At 42.1% G+C, this 18,757-nt stretch carries 22 protein-coding genes and 3 pseudogenes; 16 read left to right on the forward strand and 9 right to left on the reverse strand.

What is annotated here, in order from left to right:
- Nucleotides 1-28: 28 nt before the first annotated feature.
- Genes C3F34_RS18695 through C3F34_RS18705 form a run of 3 tightly spaced genes read right to left on the reverse strand, consistent with a single transcriptional unit; the run spans nt 29 to nt 2,109 of the window.
- Nucleotides 29-604 carry a DUF1788 domain-containing protein gene (locus C3F34_RS18695; protein ID WP_005403808.1) on the reverse strand — a complete coding sequence of 192 codons (576 nt, stop codon included), beginning with the start codon at nt 602-604 and terminating at the stop codon, nt 29-31.
- A 16-nt stretch (nt 605-620) separates the two neighbouring features.
- Nucleotides 621-1,232, reverse strand: a complete 612-nt coding sequence (locus tag C3F34_RS18700; RefSeq protein ID WP_104442412.1) for a DUF1819 family protein — start codon at nt 1,230-1,232, stop codon at nt 621-623.
- A 10-nt stretch (nt 1,233-1,242) separates the two neighbouring features.
- Nucleotides 1,243-2,109 carry a WYL domain-containing protein gene (locus C3F34_RS18705; RefSeq protein ID WP_004781048.1) on the reverse strand — a complete coding sequence of 289 codons (867 nt, stop codon included), beginning with the start codon at nt 2,107-2,109 and terminating at the stop codon, nt 1,243-1,245.
- 208 nt (nt 2,110-2,317) lie between these two features.
- On the opposite strand from C3F34_RS18705, the gene C3F34_RS18710 reads away from it, so the two are divergent.
- Nucleotides 2,318-2,647 carry a DUF4236 domain-containing protein gene (locus tag C3F34_RS18710; RefSeq protein ID WP_000506885.1) on the forward strand — a complete coding sequence of 110 codons (330 nt, stop codon included), beginning with the start codon at nt 2,318-2,320 and terminating at the stop codon, nt 2,645-2,647.
- Between the two features lie 131 nt (nt 2,648-2,778).
- Here the strand turns inward: C3F34_RS18710 and C3F34_RS20780 are convergent.
- Nucleotides 2,779-2,880 (reverse strand): annotated as a pseudogene (locus C3F34_RS20780) (HNH endonuclease); the annotation flags it as partial.
- Nucleotides 2,881-2,918: 38 nt separating this feature from the next.
- A complete protein-coding gene (locus tag C3F34_RS18720; RefSeq protein ID WP_104442413.1) occupies nt 2,919-4,151 on the reverse strand; it encodes an ATP-binding protein in 1,233 nt (410 codons plus the stop codon).
- A gap of 476 nt (nt 4,152-4,627) precedes the next feature.
- On the opposite strand from C3F34_RS18720, the pseudogene C3F34_RS18730 reads away from it, so the two are divergent.
- Nucleotides 4,628-4,774: pseudogene (locus C3F34_RS18730) on the forward strand (IS30 family transposase); the annotation flags it as partial.
- A 47-nt stretch (nt 4,775-4,821) separates the two neighbouring features.
- On the opposite strand, the gene C3F34_RS18735 reads toward C3F34_RS18730, so the two are convergent.
- Nucleotides 4,822-5,526, reverse strand: a complete 705-nt coding sequence (locus C3F34_RS18735; protein WP_001067783.1) for an IS6-like element IS1008 family transposase — start codon at nt 5,524-5,526, stop codon at nt 4,822-4,824.
- A 133-nt stretch (nt 5,527-5,659) separates the two neighbouring features.
- On the opposite strand from C3F34_RS18735, the gene C3F34_RS18745 reads away from it, so the two are divergent.
- The 5 genes from C3F34_RS18745 (at nt 5,660) to C3F34_RS18765 (ending at nt 8,794) form a co-directional block, all read left to right on the forward strand.
- Nucleotides 5,660-6,589, forward strand: coding sequence for a cation diffusion facilitator family transporter (locus C3F34_RS18745; protein WP_005253541.1), 930 nt, complete (start codon nt 5,660-5,662; stop codon nt 6,587-6,589).
- An 80-nt stretch (nt 6,590-6,669) separates the two neighbouring features.
- On the forward strand, nt 6,670-7,104 hold the full coding sequence (arsC, locus tag C3F34_RS18750; RefSeq protein ID WP_016165428.1) for an arsenate reductase (glutaredoxin): 435 nt from the start codon (nt 6,670-6,672) through the stop codon (nt 7,102-7,104).
- Between the two features lie 123 nt (nt 7,105-7,227).
- Entirely contained in the window at nt 7,228-7,515 is a 288-nt protein-coding gene (locus C3F34_RS18755) for an ArsR/SmtB family transcription factor (protein ID WP_016165429.1), read from the forward strand.
- Entirely contained in the window at nt 7,516-8,535 is a 1,020-nt protein-coding gene (locus C3F34_RS18760) for a permease (protein WP_016165430.1), read from the forward strand. It begins immediately after the preceding gene.
- Nucleotides 8,536-8,554: 19 nt separating this feature from the next.
- The gene (locus tag C3F34_RS18765; protein ID WP_016165431.1) at nt 8,555-8,794 is read left to right on the forward strand and encodes a thioredoxin family protein; all 240 of its coding nucleotides are present in this window, start codon (nt 8,555-8,557) and stop codon (nt 8,792-8,794) included.
- A gap of 106 nt (nt 8,795-8,900) precedes the next feature.
- On the opposite strand, the gene C3F34_RS18770 is transcribed toward C3F34_RS18765, so the two are convergent.
- Nucleotides 8,901-9,329 carry a universal stress protein gene (locus C3F34_RS18770; protein ID WP_016165432.1) on the reverse strand — a complete coding sequence of 143 codons (429 nt, stop codon included), beginning with the start codon at nt 9,327-9,329 and terminating at the stop codon, nt 8,901-8,903.
- Between the two features lie 187 nt (nt 9,330-9,516).
- Here C3F34_RS18770 and C3F34_RS18775 point away from each other — a divergent pair, with 187 nt between their 5' ends.
- The 9 genes from C3F34_RS18775 to C3F34_RS18815 all read left to right on the forward strand — a co-directional run bounded on the left by C3F34_RS18775 (nt 9,517) and on the right by C3F34_RS18815 (nt 17,851).
- Entirely contained in the window at nt 9,517-9,837 is a 321-nt protein-coding gene (locus C3F34_RS18775) for a metalloregulator ArsR/SmtB family transcription factor (RefSeq protein ID WP_016165433.1), read from the forward strand.
- Nucleotides 9,838-9,843: 6 nt separating this feature from the next.
- Complete coding sequence (locus tag C3F34_RS18780; protein WP_016165434.1) at nt 9,844-10,314, forward strand: arsenate reductase ArsC; 471 nt, start codon at nt 9,844-9,846, stop codon at nt 10,312-10,314.
- A gap of 11 nt (nt 10,315-10,325) precedes the next feature.
- On the forward strand, nt 10,326-11,366 hold the full coding sequence (arsB, locus tag C3F34_RS18785) for an ACR3 family arsenite efflux transporter (protein WP_016165435.1): 1,041 nt from the start codon (nt 10,326-10,328) through the stop codon (nt 11,364-11,366).
- Nucleotides 11,367-11,376: 10 nt separating this feature from the next.
- Complete coding sequence (gene arsH / locus C3F34_RS18790; RefSeq protein ID WP_016165436.1) at nt 11,377-12,081, forward strand: arsenical resistance protein ArsH; 705 nt, start codon at nt 11,377-11,379, stop codon at nt 12,079-12,081.
- Nucleotides 12,082-12,100: 19 nt separating this feature from the next.
- Nucleotides 12,101-13,048 carry a thioredoxin-disulfide reductase gene (trxB, locus tag C3F34_RS18795; protein ID WP_016165437.1) on the forward strand — a complete coding sequence of 316 codons (948 nt, stop codon included), beginning with the start codon at nt 12,101-12,103 and terminating at the stop codon, nt 13,046-13,048.
- Between the two features lie 151 nt (nt 13,049-13,199).
- On the forward strand, nt 13,200-14,258 hold the full coding sequence (locus tag C3F34_RS18800; RefSeq protein WP_016165438.1) for an ArsO family NAD(P)H-dependent flavin-containing monooxygenase: 1,059 nt from the start codon (nt 13,200-13,202) through the stop codon (nt 14,256-14,258).
- Nucleotides 14,259-14,571: 313 nt separating this feature from the next.
- Nucleotides 14,572-15,234: an IS1595 family transposase gene (locus C3F34_RS18805; protein WP_104440784.1), complete on the forward strand. Its 663-nt coding sequence runs from the start codon at nt 14,572-14,574 to the stop codon at nt 15,232-15,234.
- 399 nt (nt 15,235-15,633) lie between these two features.
- Nucleotides 15,634-17,100 carry a SulP family inorganic anion transporter gene (locus tag C3F34_RS18810; RefSeq protein ID WP_104442415.1) on the forward strand — a complete coding sequence of 489 codons (1,467 nt, stop codon included), beginning with the start codon at nt 15,634-15,636 and terminating at the stop codon, nt 17,098-17,100.
- Nucleotides 17,101-17,146: 46 nt separating this feature from the next.
- Nucleotides 17,147-17,851 carry an IS6-like element IS1008 family transposase gene (locus C3F34_RS18815; RefSeq protein WP_001067783.1) on the forward strand — a complete coding sequence of 235 codons (705 nt, stop codon included), beginning with the start codon at nt 17,147-17,149 and terminating at the stop codon, nt 17,849-17,851.
- 91 nt (nt 17,852-17,942) lie between these two features.
- Here the strand turns inward: C3F34_RS18815 and hemJ are convergent, their stop codons facing one another.
- Both hemJ and C3F34_RS18825 read right to left on the reverse strand, forming a co-directional pair.
- Complete coding sequence (hemJ, locus tag C3F34_RS18820) at nt 17,943-18,395, reverse strand: protoporphyrinogen oxidase HemJ (protein WP_016165450.1); 453 nt, start codon at nt 18,393-18,395, stop codon at nt 17,943-17,945.
- An 80-nt stretch (nt 18,396-18,475) separates the two neighbouring features.
- Nucleotides 18,476-18,662, reverse strand: a pseudogene (locus C3F34_RS18825) (beta-ketoacyl-ACP synthase I); the annotation flags it as partial.
- Between the last annotated feature and the right edge of the window lie 95 nt (nt 18,663-18,757).

Genomic DNA, 18,757 nt, shown 5'->3' on the forward strand with positions numbered 1-18,757 from the left:
CCCGAATTCTTATTTCTATTTGCCGTGTTTAAGGCACTAATCTGAATGCTCTGTAGTAATTGTTGCTTGGAATTTTTCCAAATAAACTCATCGCTTGACCGTCGTAATAGCCCGGGTAAAACAGCACCACTGGCTTATGCCCCAGTAACGAATGCAAACTGTTCAATAAGTGATGGGCACGTAACAGTGGCCAAACCGACCCAACCCCAGTCATCAACACAATATCTTGCGCATTGGTGGCATATTTACTCACCAGATACGGCGCGAACTTATCCATATGCAGTGGGCCCTTTAAGGCTTTGAGCAGCGCTTCATCGCCTTTGGCTTTTTGCATTTGAATGGCTTTATCGATGAAGTTACGCTCAGCCAGATAATCCACCACGGCTTGCAGCAGGTTGATATTCACCACCTTCAGCTGACTGTGTTTTTTCTCCAGCATCCCTTCGAGAAAATGCAAATATTCGCGCACTTTCAACTCATCTTCAGGCGCATAATCAAAAATCCAGAAGCCAATTTCATTGCCCAATCCTTGTCCAGTGAGAAACTCAGTGGAAAGAATTCGCTCTGGAATCTGGTTCAGACGCTCATGTATTGTTTGACTCATTGCTGCCCCTCTACAACTACCGCGTCCATAGCGACACTTCCATAGATCTTTTAATGCGTTGTTTATAATGTTCTTCCAACAGGCTACGCAGCTCTGCTCTGACGATCACGCTCTGCAACTCCAGCTTACGGGTACTTTTTAAGTAACCGGCTTCTGCCAGCATGCGAAACACCACCTGCCCCATTTTTTTCTTGCTGGACTCTTTCCAATCACAGATATCCGGATCACGTTGTGAGCGTTCATCCAAAAAATCTGACCAGATATAACTGTCCAAGTGTTGCGCCTGAGAGATATAGGCATCCCTCATCACCGTTTCCATAAACTCAAGCAGCAACAGGTTGCGTTCCAGTGCACCACAAAAAGCCACCTGGGTCGCCAGCTCATCATCCCCATCACGTAGTGCTTTCCAGAAATCAGGCTCTAAGCGCTCAAGACGCTTACGAATGGCAGTGGCGTTACGTTGGGCTGAAGCAGGCGTTCTTTTTTGCAGAATATTGTCAATCTGAATTGCCTGATGCCATTGTTCTGGAGTCGCTTCTCGTAATAACAGATCCGCGATCAGCCGGCTTTCACGCACCATCAGGGAGCCACCAATCAGGTCACTGTCATAATGAAATTGTTCTAACATGGTCAATCTCCTATGAGGCCTGATCAAACAGGTAAGACGACAGCTTTTCGATATCTGAGCGTTGTAGTACCAAGGGATATTTCAAGGCATCATCCGCCTCAGCCAGCGTGATCGCGGCCTGATATCGCTGCAAGGTATAGTGAGCCAGGGCTTTTTTCACCGGAATCTGTAATCTGCCATCAGGCATGCCGAAGTCTTTTTCGACCAGCGCTTTTTGAGCTTCATTCAATTTTGGATTAGGGATCAGCGTCAGTAGAATTTCTTCATGCCATTGCTGATCCTGAGCAGGGTCTACTGACTCAATCGCCACCACAACAGGTGTGCGATCAATTCTGGAGAGTAAAAAGTCCTTAAACTGCTTGCTCTGATGGCAATAGGCACGGACATGCCAGCGAAAACCGGTATACACCAGGGTATGTGGGGAAATCATGCGTTCATGCCACTGCGGATTCTGCATCGAGGCATAAATCATTTTTAAAGTACTTTGGTTGCGGCAGGCACGCAAAACTTCCCGAATCACTTCAGGACGTACACTGCGATCAGGTAATTGAACTGCTGCAAGATTCGGTTCTGGCATCGCAATCAGCGCATGCGATTCACTGACCAAGCCCGAGAGCATATTGAGATATTCATTGATATGTACGGTAGTCAGCACCGGTTGAAACGTGGCTTTAGGCACATAGCCTTTTACGGAGGGGTCATGAATCAAGGCATCGGGGTTATACAGCGTATTGTAACGCTTGATATCCGCAGAAGCCTGCTGTCGACTCAGCCCAAACCAGCTCATCAAACGATTGGTAACCAAACGACCTTCCCAGTAAGCAAGCAGCTCGATGGCTCGCATTCGTAGCAGGACTTCATGCTTATCTGTCGTCATATACCAATCAGTCAATAAATAGCAGCTTTAAGATTACCCTACAGCAAATATACAGTAAACATTTTTGACGGTATTTAAAGGTAGTATTGCAATCACCAGATAAAAAATATACTAGTATCCTGATGATAGCCGTCAAAGTACGATCTCTAGCAGATCATGGATCCTGGTATAGCGCGTGAATTGAGCTAAGTTTTAGAATGAGAGAAATATGGGTTTTAGATTTCGTAAAAGTATTAAATTATTCCCGGGTTTTAAAATTAATCTAACCCATAAAGGCATCAGCAGTGCCAGCATTGGCAAACCTGGTGCTTCTCTAAATATTGGGAAAAAAGGTACGCGAACCAGTGTCGGCATTCCAGGTACGGGACTATCTTACTCTAAACACCAACCTTACTCTAAAAAGACCCGTGTTCCACAACCGACATCGCTAGAACACACGGAATATAATCCTCAGAATTTAGAACAACCGAAGACAAAGATCTGGCCTTGGATTATTTTTGGAATATTGTGTTTTATGGTGGGTGCCGTCATTTTTTAGCAAGAACAGCATTGTATTTTAATCAAAAAAAATGCCCAGATGGATGAATGGGCAAACTAAGGAATTAATATCCTTCAGAAACTCCAGCGCAATTCTCGCTACTTTCAGTAAGCGACTCTGGCTCAATCATGATGATCTGACTCAATCGAGTCGAGGTAAATCAATCCATCACAAATGGAGCAGAAATTATGCTTGATCACACTCTTGGTTAATGCTGAAAAGTCTTTGAGTTTTAATTAATAAATAAGAGTATCCATGTCTACCCTCAACTTTACTTATTTTCAGATAGCAACCAATCGAGAGCACTCATTTTTACAATACCATTATAATTCGCTTCAGTCCCTATCGTGTCTAAGGTAAGCAAATACTTGGGATACGAATCAGAAATTTTCTGTAATGGACGTAACTCTCGGCTGAGTGTCTCCTCATTGAGCGTTTCTAATGCCACCTGATAATAAGTTAAATTCTGTAAAGTATCGACAGCAACAAAATCAATTTCATATTCATCAACCCGCCCTACATAGACCGTATAACCTCGTCTGACAAGCTCAAGATAAATCACATTTTCTAAGATATGACCTTGATCAGCATTAGCATCAGGCAACATAATCCGGCGCAATCCGACATCAACTAAATAGTATTTTTCAGAGGATTGTAATAACTCACGCCCGCGTACTTTAAATTGTGCGGCACTATAAAATAACAAACTGTCCTGTAAGCCCTGAATATAGCGTTTTACTGTTTCAAATGAAATCTTAACCCCACTTGAAACAAAGGTATTTTTAATTTTATTGATGGAAATAGGTGAGCCTGTCACGCTTGCCAAATATCTTGCGACACGCTCGAGAGAGTTAATATCGGCAGTATTCAAACGGGGAATAACATCTTTAAACATTACACTGGCATAGACCGCTTGCAAGTAATCATAAGTTTCCTGCTGGCTAGTCATGGCAAGCGTATAAGGGAAACTACTGCGCGTATACATGGCATACAAATCACGATTGGATAATTGTTGGATGATCGGATTATTTTCAATATGCCACTGTTTAAATTCTTGGAATGACAGAGGTAGAACGTGTTGCTCGATATAGCGTCCTGTAAGTAAAGTCGCAAGTTCTCCACTTAGAAAGAATGCATTTGAGCCTGTAATATATAAATCGATATAATCCCGAACATATAAAGAGTCGACTACTTTCTCAAAATTTGTAACATGTTGTATTTCATCTAAAAAAACATAGTTTTTTTTACTTTTATCAACTTTAGACAATACATAATCATGTAGTTTACGGTAATCGGTGAGTTCTTCAAATTCCATAAATTCGAAGTTGATGGCAATGATGTTTTCGGCTTGTATACCCTGTGCTTTTAGGTCTTGTTGAAACATCGCCAATAAGGTGGATTTTCCAGAGCGACGCACACCTGAAAGTACTTTAATGACATCACGGTCTTGCCATGTATTCAGAAATTTCAGGTAGCTTTCACGTCGAATATTATTCTTTATCATTACTTATACTTAGACTCTAAACTTTTCATATATTTTATCAGAATTTAGATCACATAAGAAATATTCTTTGTTTTCAAGAAAAGTTTAAATTCTAATTGAAATATTTAAATTCCTATTATCGCAGGTGTTAGAGGTGCTATAGACAATAGATTTTCACTGGAATATTTTTTTCAAACACGATATAGAATATTACGTCTATGTAGATACTAAGCTGTTTTTAAAAAATCAGAGATGGTCACATCAAAACTATCAGCCAATCACACAGTCCAGCACCATCCATCTTCCAACACAGCAAGAATCTTGTGAAACGAAAGACCAGCTGCAAATCGAACTGGAACGTGTAGAAAACAGTATTGTTCAACTCAATCACGAAATCAGTATTTACCAACGCTATGCCGATCAATTCCCACGGCTGTCGAATGCTCTTCATTATTCCTGCATGAATCACAGCCAAAATAATTTAGAACTACTCGAATGTGAAACGTAAGAGTCTATATGTACATATCGTTCATTTGTGGCAAATGAGAACCTCAACTAAAACGATCTCGTGTCCTTTAGAATGTTTGCGTAGCAGTCATGCTTATAGTGTGACTTTTGATAATGGTAAGGAGTTTTCAGGGCACTGTTGCAAATAGTGATTTGAGTCGATGAAGTTCCCTTTAAAAAGTACTTAGAGACCGAAAACCCTGTTGATTAGACACACTTCACCCTGAGGCTGACCATAATAAAATGACGATGCTTGTCCTTTACGTAGTGCACGCATGACTTCAATACCTTTAATTGTGGCATAAGCAGTCTTCATAGATTTGAATCCTAATGTGGCCCTGATGATTCGCTTTAACTTACCATGATCACATTCAATGACATTATTTTTATACTTAATCTGCCTGTGCTCAATATCTACTGGACATTTTCCTTCTCGCTTTAATCGTGATAAAGCATGGCCATAGGTCGCTGCTTTATCTGTATTGATGACCCGTGGAATTTGCCATTTTTTCACCGTATTGAAGATCTTTCCTAGAAAACTATAGGCTGATTTACTGTTCCGTCTAGCGGAAAGGTAAAAGTCAATCGTATGACCCCGTTGATCAACTGCACGATACAGGTAAGTCCATCGCCCCTTCACTTTGATATAAGTCTCATCCATATGCCATGAATGTAAATCTGTAGGATTACGCCAATACCAGCGTAACCGTTTTTCCATTTCTGGAGCATAACGCTGAACCCAACGATAAATTGTACTGTGATCCACATTTATGCCTCGTTCAGCGAGCATTTCTTGAAGTTCACGATAGCTGATGCCATATTTACAATACCAACGAACAGCCCAAAGAATGATTTCACCTTGAAAGTGCCGACCGTGGAAGGGATTCATCTGCTGTATCTCGAAATAAATAAGATATTTAGCTTATCATGTCAGCCTATTTGCAACAGTGCCGCAAGGAATTGCTTTAGCATTAGAAATGCTTTAATTAGTACAACAGACCTTATCTGGATTTTTATTGACCATGGCTCATTCCCACACACATGAGACATCACATTACGGTACGGCCTTTGCTATCGGTATTGTATTGAACTTGGGCTTTGTTTTAATTGAAGCATTCTATGGCTGGCAAACCGACTCCATGGCCTTGCTGGCTGATGCGGGCCATAACTTAACCGATGTCGGTGGATTACTTCTGGCATGGGCAGCCTATAGCGTAGCGCGTATTCACTCCAATCGTCGACATACTTATGGTTGGCAAAAAGCCTCGATTCTGGCCAGTTTTACTAATGCCGTGCTGATCCTCTTTGCGATGTTTTCTCTAGGCTGGGAATCTATACAACGGATTCAGTCTCCCAGCCCTGTAGCGGCAGTCACCGTTATGATCGTCGCTGCAATCGGTGTGGTAGTGAATTTGAGCACCGCCCTTTTGTTTCTTAAAAACAGTCAGCATGATTTGAATATCAAAGGTGCCTTTCTACATATGGCGGCAGATGCCGTTGTTTCGGTCGGCGTAGTGGTCGCGGGGGCCTTATATTTATGGCAGGGCTGGTTATGGATTGACGCTGTGGTAGGTTTGATTATCGCCATTATTATTATTTTGGGAACATTTTCCTTGTTCCGCCAATCCTTACACTTGCTCTTTGATGGTGTGCCCGATCAGATTAACCTTTTAGAAGTCAGGAACTGCTTACTCAATATTCCGAGCGTTGTGGATCTGCATGATTTACACATCTGGAGTATGAGTACCCTGGAAAATGCACTCACGGTGCATGTGGTTTATGATGACAACTTACAAACTGCGAATACCTTACTTGCAGAAATTACCGAAGCTTTACATCATCATTTTGATCTCAAACATGTGACGGTGCAGCTGGAATCGATCGCTTATGCTGAAGGTTGTGAAATGAAACTTAAACCACATTATACTTCTAGCCAATCCTTGTTGAAATAAAGTCTCAGAATCATATATTTCATATTGCGCATATTCGGATATTCATATATAACCAAGCTATTCTTTTAAGGATAACTCTCATGGATCAAATGCCGAAAGTGCAAATTTATCATAACCCTGCCTGTGGCACTTCACGTAATACCCTGGCTTTAATTCGTAATGCGGGCATTGAACCTGAAGTGATTGAATATCTGGTCACCCCCCCTTCAAAAGATCAGTTGATCAAACTGATTCAGGATTCTGGCTTAAGCGTTCGTGAAGTGTTACGTAAGAATGTGGATCCTTATACCGAGTTGAATCTGGATGATGCAAGTTGGACCGATGAAAAACTCATTGATGCCATGCTTGAACATCCGATCCTGATTAACCGTCCACTGGTAGTTACGGATCTCGGAACACGTTTATGCCGTCCATCGGAAGTAGTGCTGGACATCCTGCCTTTGCCACAATTAAAAGCTTTTGCCAAAGAAGATGGTGAAGTCATCATTGATGAACAGGGCAATCGCGTAAAATAAAGCATTATTCACTGAAGAAAAGCTCAACTCTGTTGGGCTTTTTTTTTACAGAAAAAAACACATTGACAGCCATCAATATAATTTAGATACTCAATATTATAAGTATGTTACGGAAAATCTTAATTGGATCATGAACAAGCGACTTCTCTTTATAAAGTTTTGACGGATGCTACCCGTCTCAAGATCTTACAGATGCTACAGACAGGGGAATGTTGCGCATGCGAATTGTTGCAAAATCTTGCCATTACCCAGTCTACTTTATCGCATCACATGAAGTGTTTGACTGAATCGGGTCTGGTCAAAGGAAGAAAAGACGGACGCTGGATACGCTATTCACTGAATCCCATCCGTGCTGAAGAACTGTCTCTATTTACACAAGCACTATTATTCCCCCAAGACCAGGAGATTTAAATGGATCAAATAATTGCCCTCTTTGCTTGGCTGAATGATGTGCTGCTTAAAATGACCTGGCTCTCGGATGGTGTACGCTGGCTGGTCGAAAATGTCTTCGGTTTATCGGTCGCGACCCGGCTTGGTGGCAGTATTCACTTCTTTATCTATGATGTCTTCAAGATCTTTATTCTGCTCTCGGTCCTGATCTATACTCTGTCATATATCCAGAGTTATTTTCCGCCTGAACGTACCAAGCAGATTTTAGGCCGAATGACCGGGATTAAAGCCAATATAATGGGGGCCTTACTCGGCACCATTACCCCATTTTGTTCCTGTTCCTCGATTCCGCTGTTTATCGGTTTTACCCGTGCCGGATTGCCTGTGGGGGTGACCTTTTCATTTCTGATTTCATCTCCGTTAGTCGATCTAGCTTCAATTATTTTATTGGCCAGTATTTTTAACTGGAAAATCGCCATGATCTATGTGCTACTGGGTTTAGTGCTGGCGGTACTGGGCGGCTCATTGATTAGCTTTTTAAAAATGGAAAAGTATGTGGCTGAGTTTGTCACCCATAATGGTGCCATTCAGGGAGAAGAAGATTTTAGTATGACGGCTAAACAGCGACGCGAGTTCGCTTGGGAGCAAGTAGTAGAAATTTTTAAAAAGGTCTGGTTGTATGTACTGATCGGGGTAGGTATTGGTGCGGCGATTCATAACTGGATTCCTGAACAATGGATTACCGCCTTACTCGGCCAGGAACACTGGTATTCTGTGTTAATCGCTACGGTCGTTGGTATACCGATGTACGCGGATATCTTTGGTACCCTGCCGATTGCGGAAGCGTTGGTAGGCAAAGGTGTAGGGTTGGGTACGGTCTTGGCCTTTATGATGGCGGTGACCGCGCTTTCCTTGCCTTCCTTGATCCTGTTAAAACAGGTGGTGAAACTTCCTTTACTTAGCCTGTTTGTTGGTATCGTATTTGTCGGGATTTTGGTCATCGGCTACAGTTTAAATAGTTTTGGTTACTGGTTTTTATAAAACGTTTGGAGAATAAAACATGCAAATTAAAGTCGTAGGTACAGGCTGCCGTAAATGTAAGGCGCTCTTGGCGGCAACAGAAGAAGCAGTCCAAAGCACGGGTGTGCAAGCGGACATTGAATATGTCACGGATATGATGAAAATTGCGGAAACAGGCCTGTTAAGCACGCCAGGTCTGATTATTGATAATAAAATCGTTTCTAGCGGTAAGGTGCTGGAAGCTCAAGCCGTAGCGGAGCTGATTGAGAAAAATAAATAAGCCCAAAATGCATTTTCTTTAAAAAAACCAGTAGCTCAGACTACTGGGTTTTTTATGGCGTGAACTGAAATTATGTCAGTTATTGCTTAACGATTAATACGGGTACTTAGGACAACTTTAATACCTCTTCAGCCACACTACCTAAAGCCAGTTTCTGAATGCCTTTTCGTCCATGCGATCCCATCACAATCAGTGAAGCAGCCAGTTCTTCAGAGAGACTGACAATAGTTTGCGCAGACACTTCAGCTTTGACGAGTTTGGTTTCAACCTCACGTGCACCTGAATCGACCGAGAGTTTTTGTGCATCGGCCAAGGCCTTTGTTGCATTACCACACGCTTCATCAAAAAACTTTTTCATCGTTGTTGCATCTGCACCAAAGTAATAAAAATCGGTATTGGCAAACGGATTTTCTTCGACAATACTGATGACAATCAGCTTGCTGTCCAGGGCATTTGCCATAATGGCGGCCTCTCTGACTGCTGCAAGTGCCTGATCAGAACCGTCAATCGGCACTAAAATATTTTTATCAGTCATTCGATATTCCTTAAATTTTCTAATCGTTAAAATTTTCTTTATTCATAACACAGCCGAGAAAAGCGGACAATTTTTTAAATTGACCTCTTTCAAACCACATTATAATCCTTCCTTTATCATTTTTAACTTATACTATTTACTGTATATGCGGATATGTATATATTTGCATAATAGAATGGGAGCAGCTATGGACCACGTTCAGTTTTTTAAATGTTTATCCGATGAGACACGTCTCAGTATTGTCATGTTGATTGCTGAAAATGAAGAGCAATGCGTCTGTGATCTGACGGACAAATTGCAAGTGAGCCAACCCAAGATTTCACGGCATTTGGCTTTGTTGCGCTCTAGTGGTTTGTTGAATGACCGTCGTCAAAGTCAGTGGGTGTATTACAGCATCAATCCGCAATTACCGGCGTGGTGTTTTGAAATTCTGGATGCTCTCAAACACAGCCAATCTCCGATTTCCCTTTCCACATCTGCTCTGCCGATTCAGAGCCATTGCGAGTAAGTTTTTATGAAGTTTTTATTTTTGTGCACCGGTAACAGTTGCCGCAGCATTCTCTCTGAAGTTCTGTTTAACAGCCGTGCGCCTGAAGGCTGGATCGCTTACAGTGCGGGCAGCAAACCATCAGGTCAGGTGCATCCTTTAACGATTAAAACCTTGCAGAATCTGGGTTTATCTACCGAAGGCTTATCGAGCAAAACCATTGATGCCTGCGAGCAATATGAGCCAGAAGTCGTGATTACGGTATGCGATTCAGCTGCACAGGAAGCCTGCCCATTGTATTTGGGTGGCGCAATCAAGGCACATTGGGGCTTGTCTGATCCTTCACATCTGGACTTACCTGAAGAAGAAAAATTACAGGCGTTCTTGACCACTGTGGATCACATCAACAAGCGTTTAGATGCGTTCTTCGCTTTAGATGCAAAAAACTTGAGCCGTCCAGAGCTCATTGCTGAAATCAATAAAATTTCTCATATTTAATCGAGCACATTATGTCTAAACAAGGATTATCCTTTTTAGATCGCAACCTGACGCTATGGATTTTTGTGGCCATGGCATTGGGTGTTGCGATTGGGGTGTTTTTTCCGCAAGCATCGACAGCACTGGATGCCATGAGTGTGAACTCGGTCAATCTGCCGATTGCGATTGGTCTGATTCTGATGATGTACCCCCCGTTGGCCAAAGTGGACTACGCGACCCTGCCACAGGTTTTTCACGATAAAAAGACTCTGACTTTATCACTGGTACAAAACTGGCTGATTGCACCGGTACTGATGTTTGTGCTGGCCATCGTCTTTCTCAGTGATTATCCGGAATACATGACCGGCCTGATCCTGATCGGTTTGGCACGCTGTATTGCGATGGTACTGATCTGGAACGGCCTGGCTTGTGGTGATAACCAATACGGTGCCGCACTGGTGGCGTTTAACAGTATCTTCCAGATTGTTTTCTTTAGTAGTTATGCCTGGTTCTTCCTGACTTATTTGCCACCATTTTTTGGGGTAGAAGGTCATGTGATTAATGTGGATTTCTGGACCATTGCCAATGCCGTCTTGATCTACCTGGGTATTCCTTTCCTGATGGGTTTCCTGACGCGTATTTCATTGGTCAAAGCCAAAGGTCTGGATTGGTATCAGACGAAATTCCTGCCAAAAATTGGCCCACTCAGCTTGCTGGCTTTATTGTTCACCATCGTGGCGATGTTTAGTTTAAAAGGCGCTGATGTAGTGAGCTTGCCTTTAGATGTATTGCGTATTGCGATTCCACTAACGATTTACTTTGTACTGATGTTCTTTGTCAGCTTCTTTATGAGTAAATGGATGGGCAATGATTATCCAAAAACCACCGCGATTTCCTTTACTGCTGCGGGCAATAACTTCGAGTTGGCTTTGGCTGTTGCAATCGCCACGTTTGGTCTGGCTTCTCCGATTGCCTTTACCACCATTATTGGTCCATTGGTTGAAGTACCGGTGTTAATTGCCTTGGTGAGCGTATCTTTATGGCTGAAGAAAAAATATTATCCAAATAGTTAAGAGGCAGAATATGACACTCCCAAATCTTGAATCTGATCTTTTGCCGACGCCTACATTTGCTGAGGTACAAGCCAAAGAACTGACCCATCCCCCACGGATGTTATTGCTGTATGGCTCAAACCGAGAACGCTCGTACAGTCGTCTTGCAGTGACGGAAGCAGGTCGTATTTTGGAGCGGTTTGGCTGTGAAGTAAAAATCTTTCATCCCAAAGGTTTACCTTTGCCGGAAGATGGTGATCTGGAACATCCTAAAGTCAAGGAACTGCATGAATTGCTAGCATGGTCTGAAGGCATGGTCTGGTGTTCACCTGAGCGGCATGGTTCGATGAGTTCGATCTTTAAAGCGCAAATTGACTGGATTCCACTAGCAGCGGGAGCCATTCGTGCGACTCAGGGCAAAACCCTGGCACTGATGCAGGTCAGTGGTGGCTCACAGTCTTTCAATAGCGTCAACCAGATGCGAATCTTGGGGCGCTGGATGCGGATGATCACGATTCCGAATCAGTCTTCTATTCCCAAGGCCTTTTTGGAATTTGATGAAGAGGGACGCATGAAACCTTCGTCCTTATATGATCGGATTGTCGATGTGATGGAGGAACTGTATAAGTTCACCTTGCTGACCCGCGGACAAAGCGCGTACCTCACGGATCGTTACTCGGAGCGTAAGGAATCGGCTGAAGAGCTGTCTAAGCGTGTCAATCAACGTAACATCTAATCTGTTAGAGAATATAAAAATGTCAACACGCCATTCAAAACTCATCATTTTAGGTTCTGGTCCTGCCGGTTATAGTGCAGCGGTATATGCGGCACGTGCCAACTTAAAACCTATGCTGATTGCAGGTATGCAACTCGGCGGCCAGTTGACCACCACGACTGAAGTCGATAACTGGCCAGGTGATCCTGAAGGCTTAACCGGTCCGGCATTAATGGAACGTATGCAGGCGCATGCCGAACGTTTTGGTACTGAACTGGTCTATGACCATATCAATGAAGTTGATTTGAACACGCGTCCATTTGTCCTTAAAGGTGATATGGAAGAATACACCTGTGATGCCCTGATTGTGGCAACAGGTGCAACCGCACAATATCTCGGCCTGGAATCCGAACAGGCATTCATGGGTCAAGGCGTAAGTGCCTGTGCAACCTGTGACGGTTTCTTTTATAAGAACCAGAAAGTTATGGTAGTCGGTGGTGGTAATACAGCGGTTGAAGAAGCCCTGTATTTGTCCAACATCGCGGAGCATGTGACATTGGTGCACCGTCGTGACTTCCTGCGTTCAGAAAAGATCCTGCAAGATCATCTCTTCGAAAAAGAAAAAGAAGGTAAGATCAGTATCATCTGGAATCATCAAGTGGATGATGTATTGGGTGACAATACCGGTGTTACAGGTGTACGTTTAAAATCGACACAGGATGATTCCATTCAGGACGTTGATGTTCAAGGTGTATTCATTGCAATTGGTCATAAACCAAATACCAGTATGTTTGAAGGCCAGCTTGAGTTACGAAATGGCTATATCCAGGTACAAAGCGGTACTGCAGGCAATGCTACAGCCACTTCCGTACCGGGTGTTTTCGCTGCTGGTGATGTTGCAGATAGCGTATACCGTCAAGCCATTACTTCGGCTGGTTCAGGCTGTATGGCTGCATTGGATGCTGAAAAGTACCTTGATAATTTGTAGAAGTAATACTCTCATTTTATCTACCCTCTAATATAGAGAGATAGTGCTGCCCATGCCCAATATCAGTTCATCCTGATATTGGGTTTTTATTGGGCACAATGATCAAGATAGATATATACTTTTGATAATAATGAAGTTATGGGAAAGAAAAATGTCAATAACAACAGAAACAGACGTGATCATCATTGGTGGGGGGCAAGCAGCATTAGCTACATCTTACTTTTTAAAGCGCAATGGTCTGTCTTTTATCATTTTAGATGAACAGCCGCAGGCAGGCGGTGCCTGGCTACATGCTTGGGATTCTTTGCGACTGTTTTCACCGAATAGCTGGAGTTCCTTACCAGGCTGGATGATGCCAGGGACCGAACAAACCTATCCAACTCGTCATGAAGTGATTGAATACATACAACAATATGAGCAACGTTATCATTTTCCGGTTGTCCGTCCTGTGCATGTTGATCGTGTTGAGGCTGAGGAAGACATGTTAAACGTCTATGCGGGTGAACAGTCATGGAAAGCCAAGGCTGTGGTGAGTGCAACCGGTACCTGGAGTCATCCTTATATGCCAGCTTATCCAGGTCAGGAAAATTTTAAAGGACTACAATTACATTCCGCACATTACCAAAATGCAGAAAACTTCAAAGATAAGAACGTCATGATTGTGGGTGGTGGAAATTCTGGAGCACAAATTCTGGCTGAAGTTTCTCAAGTGGCAAATACACTTTGGATCACGCCGACACCTCCTCAATTTCTAGCTGATGATGTTGATGGACGTATCTTGTTTTTACGCGCCACGGAGCGTTTAAAGGCACAACTCGAAGGTCGTACTGTAGATCAGCCGATTGGCGGCCTAGGCGATATTGTTATGATTGATTCGGTCAAAGATGCACGTGCACGTGGTGTGCTGCATAGCGAGCGACCATTTACAGCATTCACGGAAGATGGCGTGATTTGGGAAGATGGATCAGCTCAAAAGATCGATGCCGTGATTTGGTGTACTGGGTTTAAAGCGGCTCTAGATCATTTAAAACCGCTTGAGGTCGTAGAGGAAAACAATACGGTACTGGTTACAGGGACAAGGTCAGTCAAACAACCTAACCTGTGGTTAGTGGGATATGGTGAATGGACTGGACCTGGTTCAGCAACTTTAGTGGGCGTTTCAAGGACAGCAAAAGCAACAGCTGAAGAAATTACTAAATTTTTAGCTTAAATTTTATGGGGTAGTTATTTATGAGCCTATAAAAATTAGTAGATCATTTATACTCCCCATTTAGAAAAACTTGCAGACCCTTTTAAAATTTGTAATCCTTGTTACTAAGGGTGTCTAGCTAGGCTAAGACAGGTGTTTGTTGTAGTCGGGCCGCTACAATACTGATAAAGAGCGCCTGTATGTTTAATTTCAAGATTTTTAATAAAGTCTCTGCAGAAGTATTGACCATCAAAAATGACCTTCAGCTTAATGCTGAGCTGCAATTAATTAATAAGGCTCTAGACTAGCAGACTAGTTATGTTGGTCTGTAATCATGATTAAAAACAGTAAATTAAGCCACTACAAGATTAAAAAAATCATTCAATGCTTTTGCATTGATATACCCGCTTCTAAAACTGCATTATTACTCAATTTAAATCGTAATACGATCAACTATTGGTACATGCTTTTTAGGGAAGCTATTTATGATCATCAAACAGATTTAAGAACTAAATTTGTAGGTTCTATTGAAGTGGATGAAAGCTATTTTGGCGCTAAACGACAACGTGGTTTTCATGGGAAGTTAAAACGTGGTCGTGGCACTTTAAAACAACCCGTATTTGGAATATTTGAACGGGATGGGCGTGTTTATACTGAAATCGTTCCTGACTGTAAAATGAAGACTTTACAAAAGGTTATCTTAGGTAAGGTGGCACTAGAAAGTGTCATTTATAGTGATGGATGGCGAGGCTATAATGGTCTAGTTGATGTTGGTTATTCAAAGCATTTCAGGGTAAATCACGGAGCAAATGAGTTTGCTAGAGGACAATGTCACATAAATGGAATAGAATCATTTTGGAGTTTCTGTAAACGAAGATTATCCAAGTTCAATGGTATCTCAAAAGATTATTTTGACTACCATCTGAAGGAGTCTGAATGGCGTTGGATGAGAGAACCTAATGAGTTAGCAACTGAGTTGTGGAACATCATTAGATAAAATTAAGTATAAATCTGCTAGTCTAGAGCCTTAATAAATATAAAACGGCCACTTCTGAAGATTATAAACAGGCTATTGTTTTGATCTTTAAAGAACGTGGCTATACACGTTTGGAAATAGGTCAATTACTTGGGGAGCTAAAAGCTTCATAAAATACCGATTAAACAAAGCTTGGTATAACACCCAGGCTTTATAAAAAAGTACCTAGCTGTTACCCTTGTCCTGATTTTTTACTCTAAAAAGTTCCTCCATCTTATGACGCTTACGCCACCTTAAGTTTATTTACCCTCTTAAATCTGTAAATAACTCATCACTGTCTAGTGATGTGGTGTAGTCGCTTGTGTGTTGTATATATCACATCACTGGCCTATCTGAAAAATTAAAAAACAGGCTATGTTTATGTTATCTAATGTCCGAGAACAGTGGTTCTCTAACATCCGTGGGGATGTACTTGCCGGATTAGTCGTCGGTCTTGCACTCATCCCTGAAGCCATCGCATTTTCAATTATTGCAGGTGTAGATCCTAAAGTCGGTCTATACGCATCCTTCTGTATTGCTGTCGTGATTTCTTTCGTAGGTGGTCGTCCAGCAATGATTTCAGCTGCTACAGGGGCTATGGCACTGCTTATGGTCACATTGGTCAAAGAGCATGGGCTTGAATATCTGCTGGCAGCAACAATTCTGACAGGCATGATTCAGATATTGGCAGGCTATTTAAAGCTCGCCAAGTTAATGCGGTTCGTATCTAAATCTGTAGTTATTGGATTCGTAAATGCGTTAGCGATCTTAATTTTCATGGCTCAGTTACCAGAACTGATTAATGTGACCTGGCATGTATATGCTCTGGTTGCTTTAGGTCTGGCGATTATTTATCTCTTTCCTTTGGTTCCCAAATTAGGAAAATTACTCCCCTCTCCACTTGTCTGCATCATTGCGATCACATTACTGGCAATCGCTTTAGGAATTGATGTACGGACTGTGGGTGATATGGGGTCTTTACCTGACACACTTCCAATGTTTTTGATTCCAAATATTCCTTTGAATATTGAAACATTGATGATTATTTTGCCTTACTCAGTAGCACTGGCGGCTGTAGGTTTACTTGAATCGATGATGACAGCAACCATCGTGGATGAAATGACAGATACGCCAAGTGATAAATATCAGGAATGTAAGGGACAAGGGATTGCGAATATTGCTTCTGGCTTTATGGGTGGCATGGCCGGTTGTGCCATGATTGGTCAATCTATGATTAACGTAAAATCAGGCGGCCTTACACGCTTATCAACATTCTCTGCGGGTATTTTTCTTCTTATTCTGGTTGTATTTATTAGTGACTGGCTCAAAGTGATTCCAATGGCTGCATTGGTAGCGGTGATGATCATGGTCTCGATCAGTACCTTTGAATGGAGTTCTGTCACTCAGTTAAAAGATAATCCTAAGAGCAGTAATATCGTCATGATTGCGACCGTAATTGTAGTTGTTGCTACGCATAACCTGGCTCTAGGTGTATTAACGGGCGTATTGCTTTCAGCCTTATTCTTGGCGAATAAACTTGAAAATGATATCCAGGTAACAGCATCTTTTGAAGGAACAGCCCGTTTATATGATTTGAGAGGTCAGATCTTCTTTAGTTCTTCTGAAAAATTCATGCAAGGTTTTGACTTTAAAGAGGATGTAAAGGATGTGATTATTGATTTGACCCATTCTCACATTTGGGATGTAACATCAGTCGCCATGCTTGACTCTGTTGTCAGCAAATTCCAGAAAAACGGGATTAAGGTTACTGTGCGTGGCTTAAATGAAGCCAGCTCTATCATGATTGATAAGTATGGAACACATTCCAGAAGGCACTGTTGCAAATAGGCTGACATGATAAGCTAAATATCTTATTTATTTCGAGATACAGCAGATGAATCCCTTCCACGGTCGGCACTTTCAAGGTGAAATCATTCTTTGGGCTGTTCGTTGGTATTGTAAATATGGCATCAGCTATCGTGAACTTCAAGAAATGCTCGCTGAACGAGGCATAAATGTGGATCACAGTACAATTTATCGTTGGGTTCAGCGTTATGCTCCAGAAATGGAAAAACGGTTACGCTGGTATTGGCGTAATCCTACAGATTTACATTCATGGCATATGGATGAGACTTATATCAAAGTGAAGGGGCGATGGACTTACCTGTATCGTGCAGTTGATCAACGGGGTCATACGATTGACTTTTACCTTTCCGCTAGACGGAACAGTAAATCAGCCTATAGTTTTCTAGGAAAGATCTTCAATACGGTGAAAAAATGGCAAATTCCACGGGTCATCAATACAGATAAAGCAGCGACCTATGGCCATGCTTTATCACGATTAAAGCGAGAAGGAAAATGTCCAGTAGATATTGAGCACAGGCAGATTAAGTATAAAAATAATGTCATTGAATGTGATCATGGTAAGTTAAAGCGAATCATCAGGGCCACATTAGGATTCAAATCTATGAAGACTGCTTATGCCACAATTAAAGGTATTGAAGTCATGCGTGCACTACGTAAAGGACAAGCATCGTCATTTTATTATGGTCAGCCTCAGGGTGAAGTGTGTCTAATCAACAGGGTTTTCGGTCTCTAAGCACTTTTTAAAGGGAACTTCATCGACTCAAATCACTATTTGCAACAGTGCCAAAAAACCTCCTTAAGGAGGTTTTTTAAAATCAACTGGATTAAAACTGCGGTTTAACCACCACTAAAATCACTACTGCGAGTAAAATAAGCGTTGGCATTTCATTGAAGAAACGCCAAAACTTATGTGATTTGTAATGCGGGTTTTCCATCAGTTTTTTACGGTAATAACCACAAACAAAATGGTAAATCACCAGTAAGCCCACTAATCCAACTTTCAGGTAAAACCAGAGTGCTTCATGGTAATGCCGAGTTGCATCACCCCAATCCACTAAAAAATGCGCTGTGATGAGAGTGGCAAGCATTGACGGCCACATGATGCCGCGGTACAACTTTCGTTCCATAATCTGGAAACGCTGATGACTCGTGCCATCTTCACTCATCGCATGATAAACATATAAACGTGGCAGGTAGAACAATGCCGCGAACCAACAAACGACTGCAATAATATGTAATGCTTTTACCCACAAGAAAGCATCAGAAGGAGCATCCATCCATTCACCCTTTTAAAGGGCAGTGTGGCAGAAGTTGATCATCCATGGCTGAATGATCAACACTTCTTAGCTTAGCCTTCCTATTTTTTGAAAACAAGAAGACAGGCATTTACACCGCCAAAACCGAAACTGTTACTCATCACAGTATTCAATTTTGCATCACGTTTTTCAAGTACGATATCAAATCGTTTTGCGCCTTCATCCAGTTCAGTCACGTTGATGTTTGGTGCAATAAAGTCATTTTTTCATCATCAATACTGAATAAATCACTCATATAGGCATACGATACGGATACAGTCCATTCAGTTTCGCTGACTGTAAGCGTCATATGTTCACAGCTCATTAGCCATTGCGTAGTGATC

It is taken from the genome of Acinetobacter sp. ACNIH2, from assembly GCF_002934965.1.
Lineage (GTDB): Bacteria > Pseudomonadota > Gammaproteobacteria > Pseudomonadales > Moraxellaceae > Acinetobacter > Acinetobacter tandoii.

Excerpts from the sequence above, each read along its gene's own strand:
- arsB (WP_016165435.1), top strand. The coding sequence starts at position 10,326 with ATGTCTAAACAAGGATTATCCTTTTTAGATCGCAACCTGACGCTATGG.
- C3F34_RS18760 (WP_016165430.1), top strand. The coding sequence starts at position 7,516 with ATGGATCAAATAATTGCCCTCTTTGCTTGGCTGAATGATGTGCTGCTT.
- C3F34_RS18815 (WP_001067783.1), top strand. The coding sequence starts at position 17,147 with ATGAATCCCTTCCACGGTCGGCACTTTCAAGGTGAAATCATTCTTTGG.
- C3F34_RS18745 (WP_005253541.1), top strand. The coding sequence starts at position 5,660 with ATGGCTCATTCCCACACACATGAGACATCACATTACGGTACGGCCTTT.
- C3F34_RS18710 (WP_000506885.1), top strand. The coding sequence starts at position 2,318 with ATGGGTTTTAGATTTCGTAAAAGTATTAAATTATTCCCGGGTTTTAAA.
- C3F34_RS18705 (WP_004781048.1), bottom strand. The coding sequence starts at position 2,109 with ATGACGACAGATAAGCATGAAGTCCTGCTACGAATGCGAGCCATCGAG.
- trxB (WP_016165437.1), top strand. The coding sequence starts at position 12,101 with ATGTCAACACGCCATTCAAAACTCATCATTTTAGGTTCTGGTCCTGCC.
- C3F34_RS18695 (WP_005403808.1), bottom strand. The coding sequence starts at position 604 with ATGAGTCAAACAATACATGAGCGTCTGAACCAGATTCCAGAGCGAATT.
- arsC (WP_016165428.1), top strand. The coding sequence starts at position 6,670 with ATGGATCAAATGCCGAAAGTGCAAATTTATCATAACCCTGCCTGTGGC.
- C3F34_RS18770 (WP_016165432.1), bottom strand. The coding sequence starts at position 9,329 with ATGACTGATAAAAATATTTTAGTGCCGATTGACGGTTCTGATCAGGCA.
- C3F34_RS18800 (WP_016165438.1), top strand. The coding sequence starts at position 13,200 with ATGTCAATAACAACAGAAACAGACGTGATCATCATTGGTGGGGGGCAA.
- C3F34_RS18810 (WP_104442415.1), top strand. The coding sequence starts at position 15,634 with ATGTTATCTAATGTCCGAGAACAGTGGTTCTCTAACATCCGTGGGGAT.
- C3F34_RS18700 (WP_104442412.1), bottom strand. The coding sequence starts at position 1,232 with ATGTTAGAACAATTTCATTATGACAGTGACCTGATTGGTGGCTCCCTG.
- C3F34_RS18765 (WP_016165431.1), top strand. The coding sequence starts at position 8,555 with ATGCAAATTAAAGTCGTAGGTACAGGCTGCCGTAAATGTAAGGCGCTC.
- C3F34_RS18720 (WP_104442413.1), bottom strand. The coding sequence starts at position 4,151 with ATGATAAAGAATAATATTCGACGTGAAAGCTACCTGAAATTTCTGAAT.
- C3F34_RS18780 (WP_016165434.1), top strand. The coding sequence starts at position 9,844 with ATGAAGTTTTTATTTTTGTGCACCGGTAACAGTTGCCGCAGCATTCTC.
- C3F34_RS18735 (WP_001067783.1), bottom strand. The coding sequence starts at position 5,526 with ATGAATCCCTTCCACGGTCGGCACTTTCAAGGTGAAATCATTCTTTGG.
- C3F34_RS18805 (WP_104440784.1), top strand. The coding sequence starts at position 14,572 with ATGATTAAAAACAGTAAATTAAGCCACTACAAGATTAAAAAAATCATT.
- C3F34_RS18775 (WP_016165433.1), top strand. The coding sequence starts at position 9,517 with ATGGACCACGTTCAGTTTTTTAAATGTTTATCCGATGAGACACGTCTC.
- arsH (WP_016165436.1), top strand. The coding sequence starts at position 11,377 with ATGACACTCCCAAATCTTGAATCTGATCTTTTGCCGACGCCTACATTT.
- hemJ (WP_016165450.1), bottom strand. The coding sequence starts at position 18,395 with ATGGATGCTCCTTCTGATGCTTTCTTGTGGGTAAAAGCATTACATATT.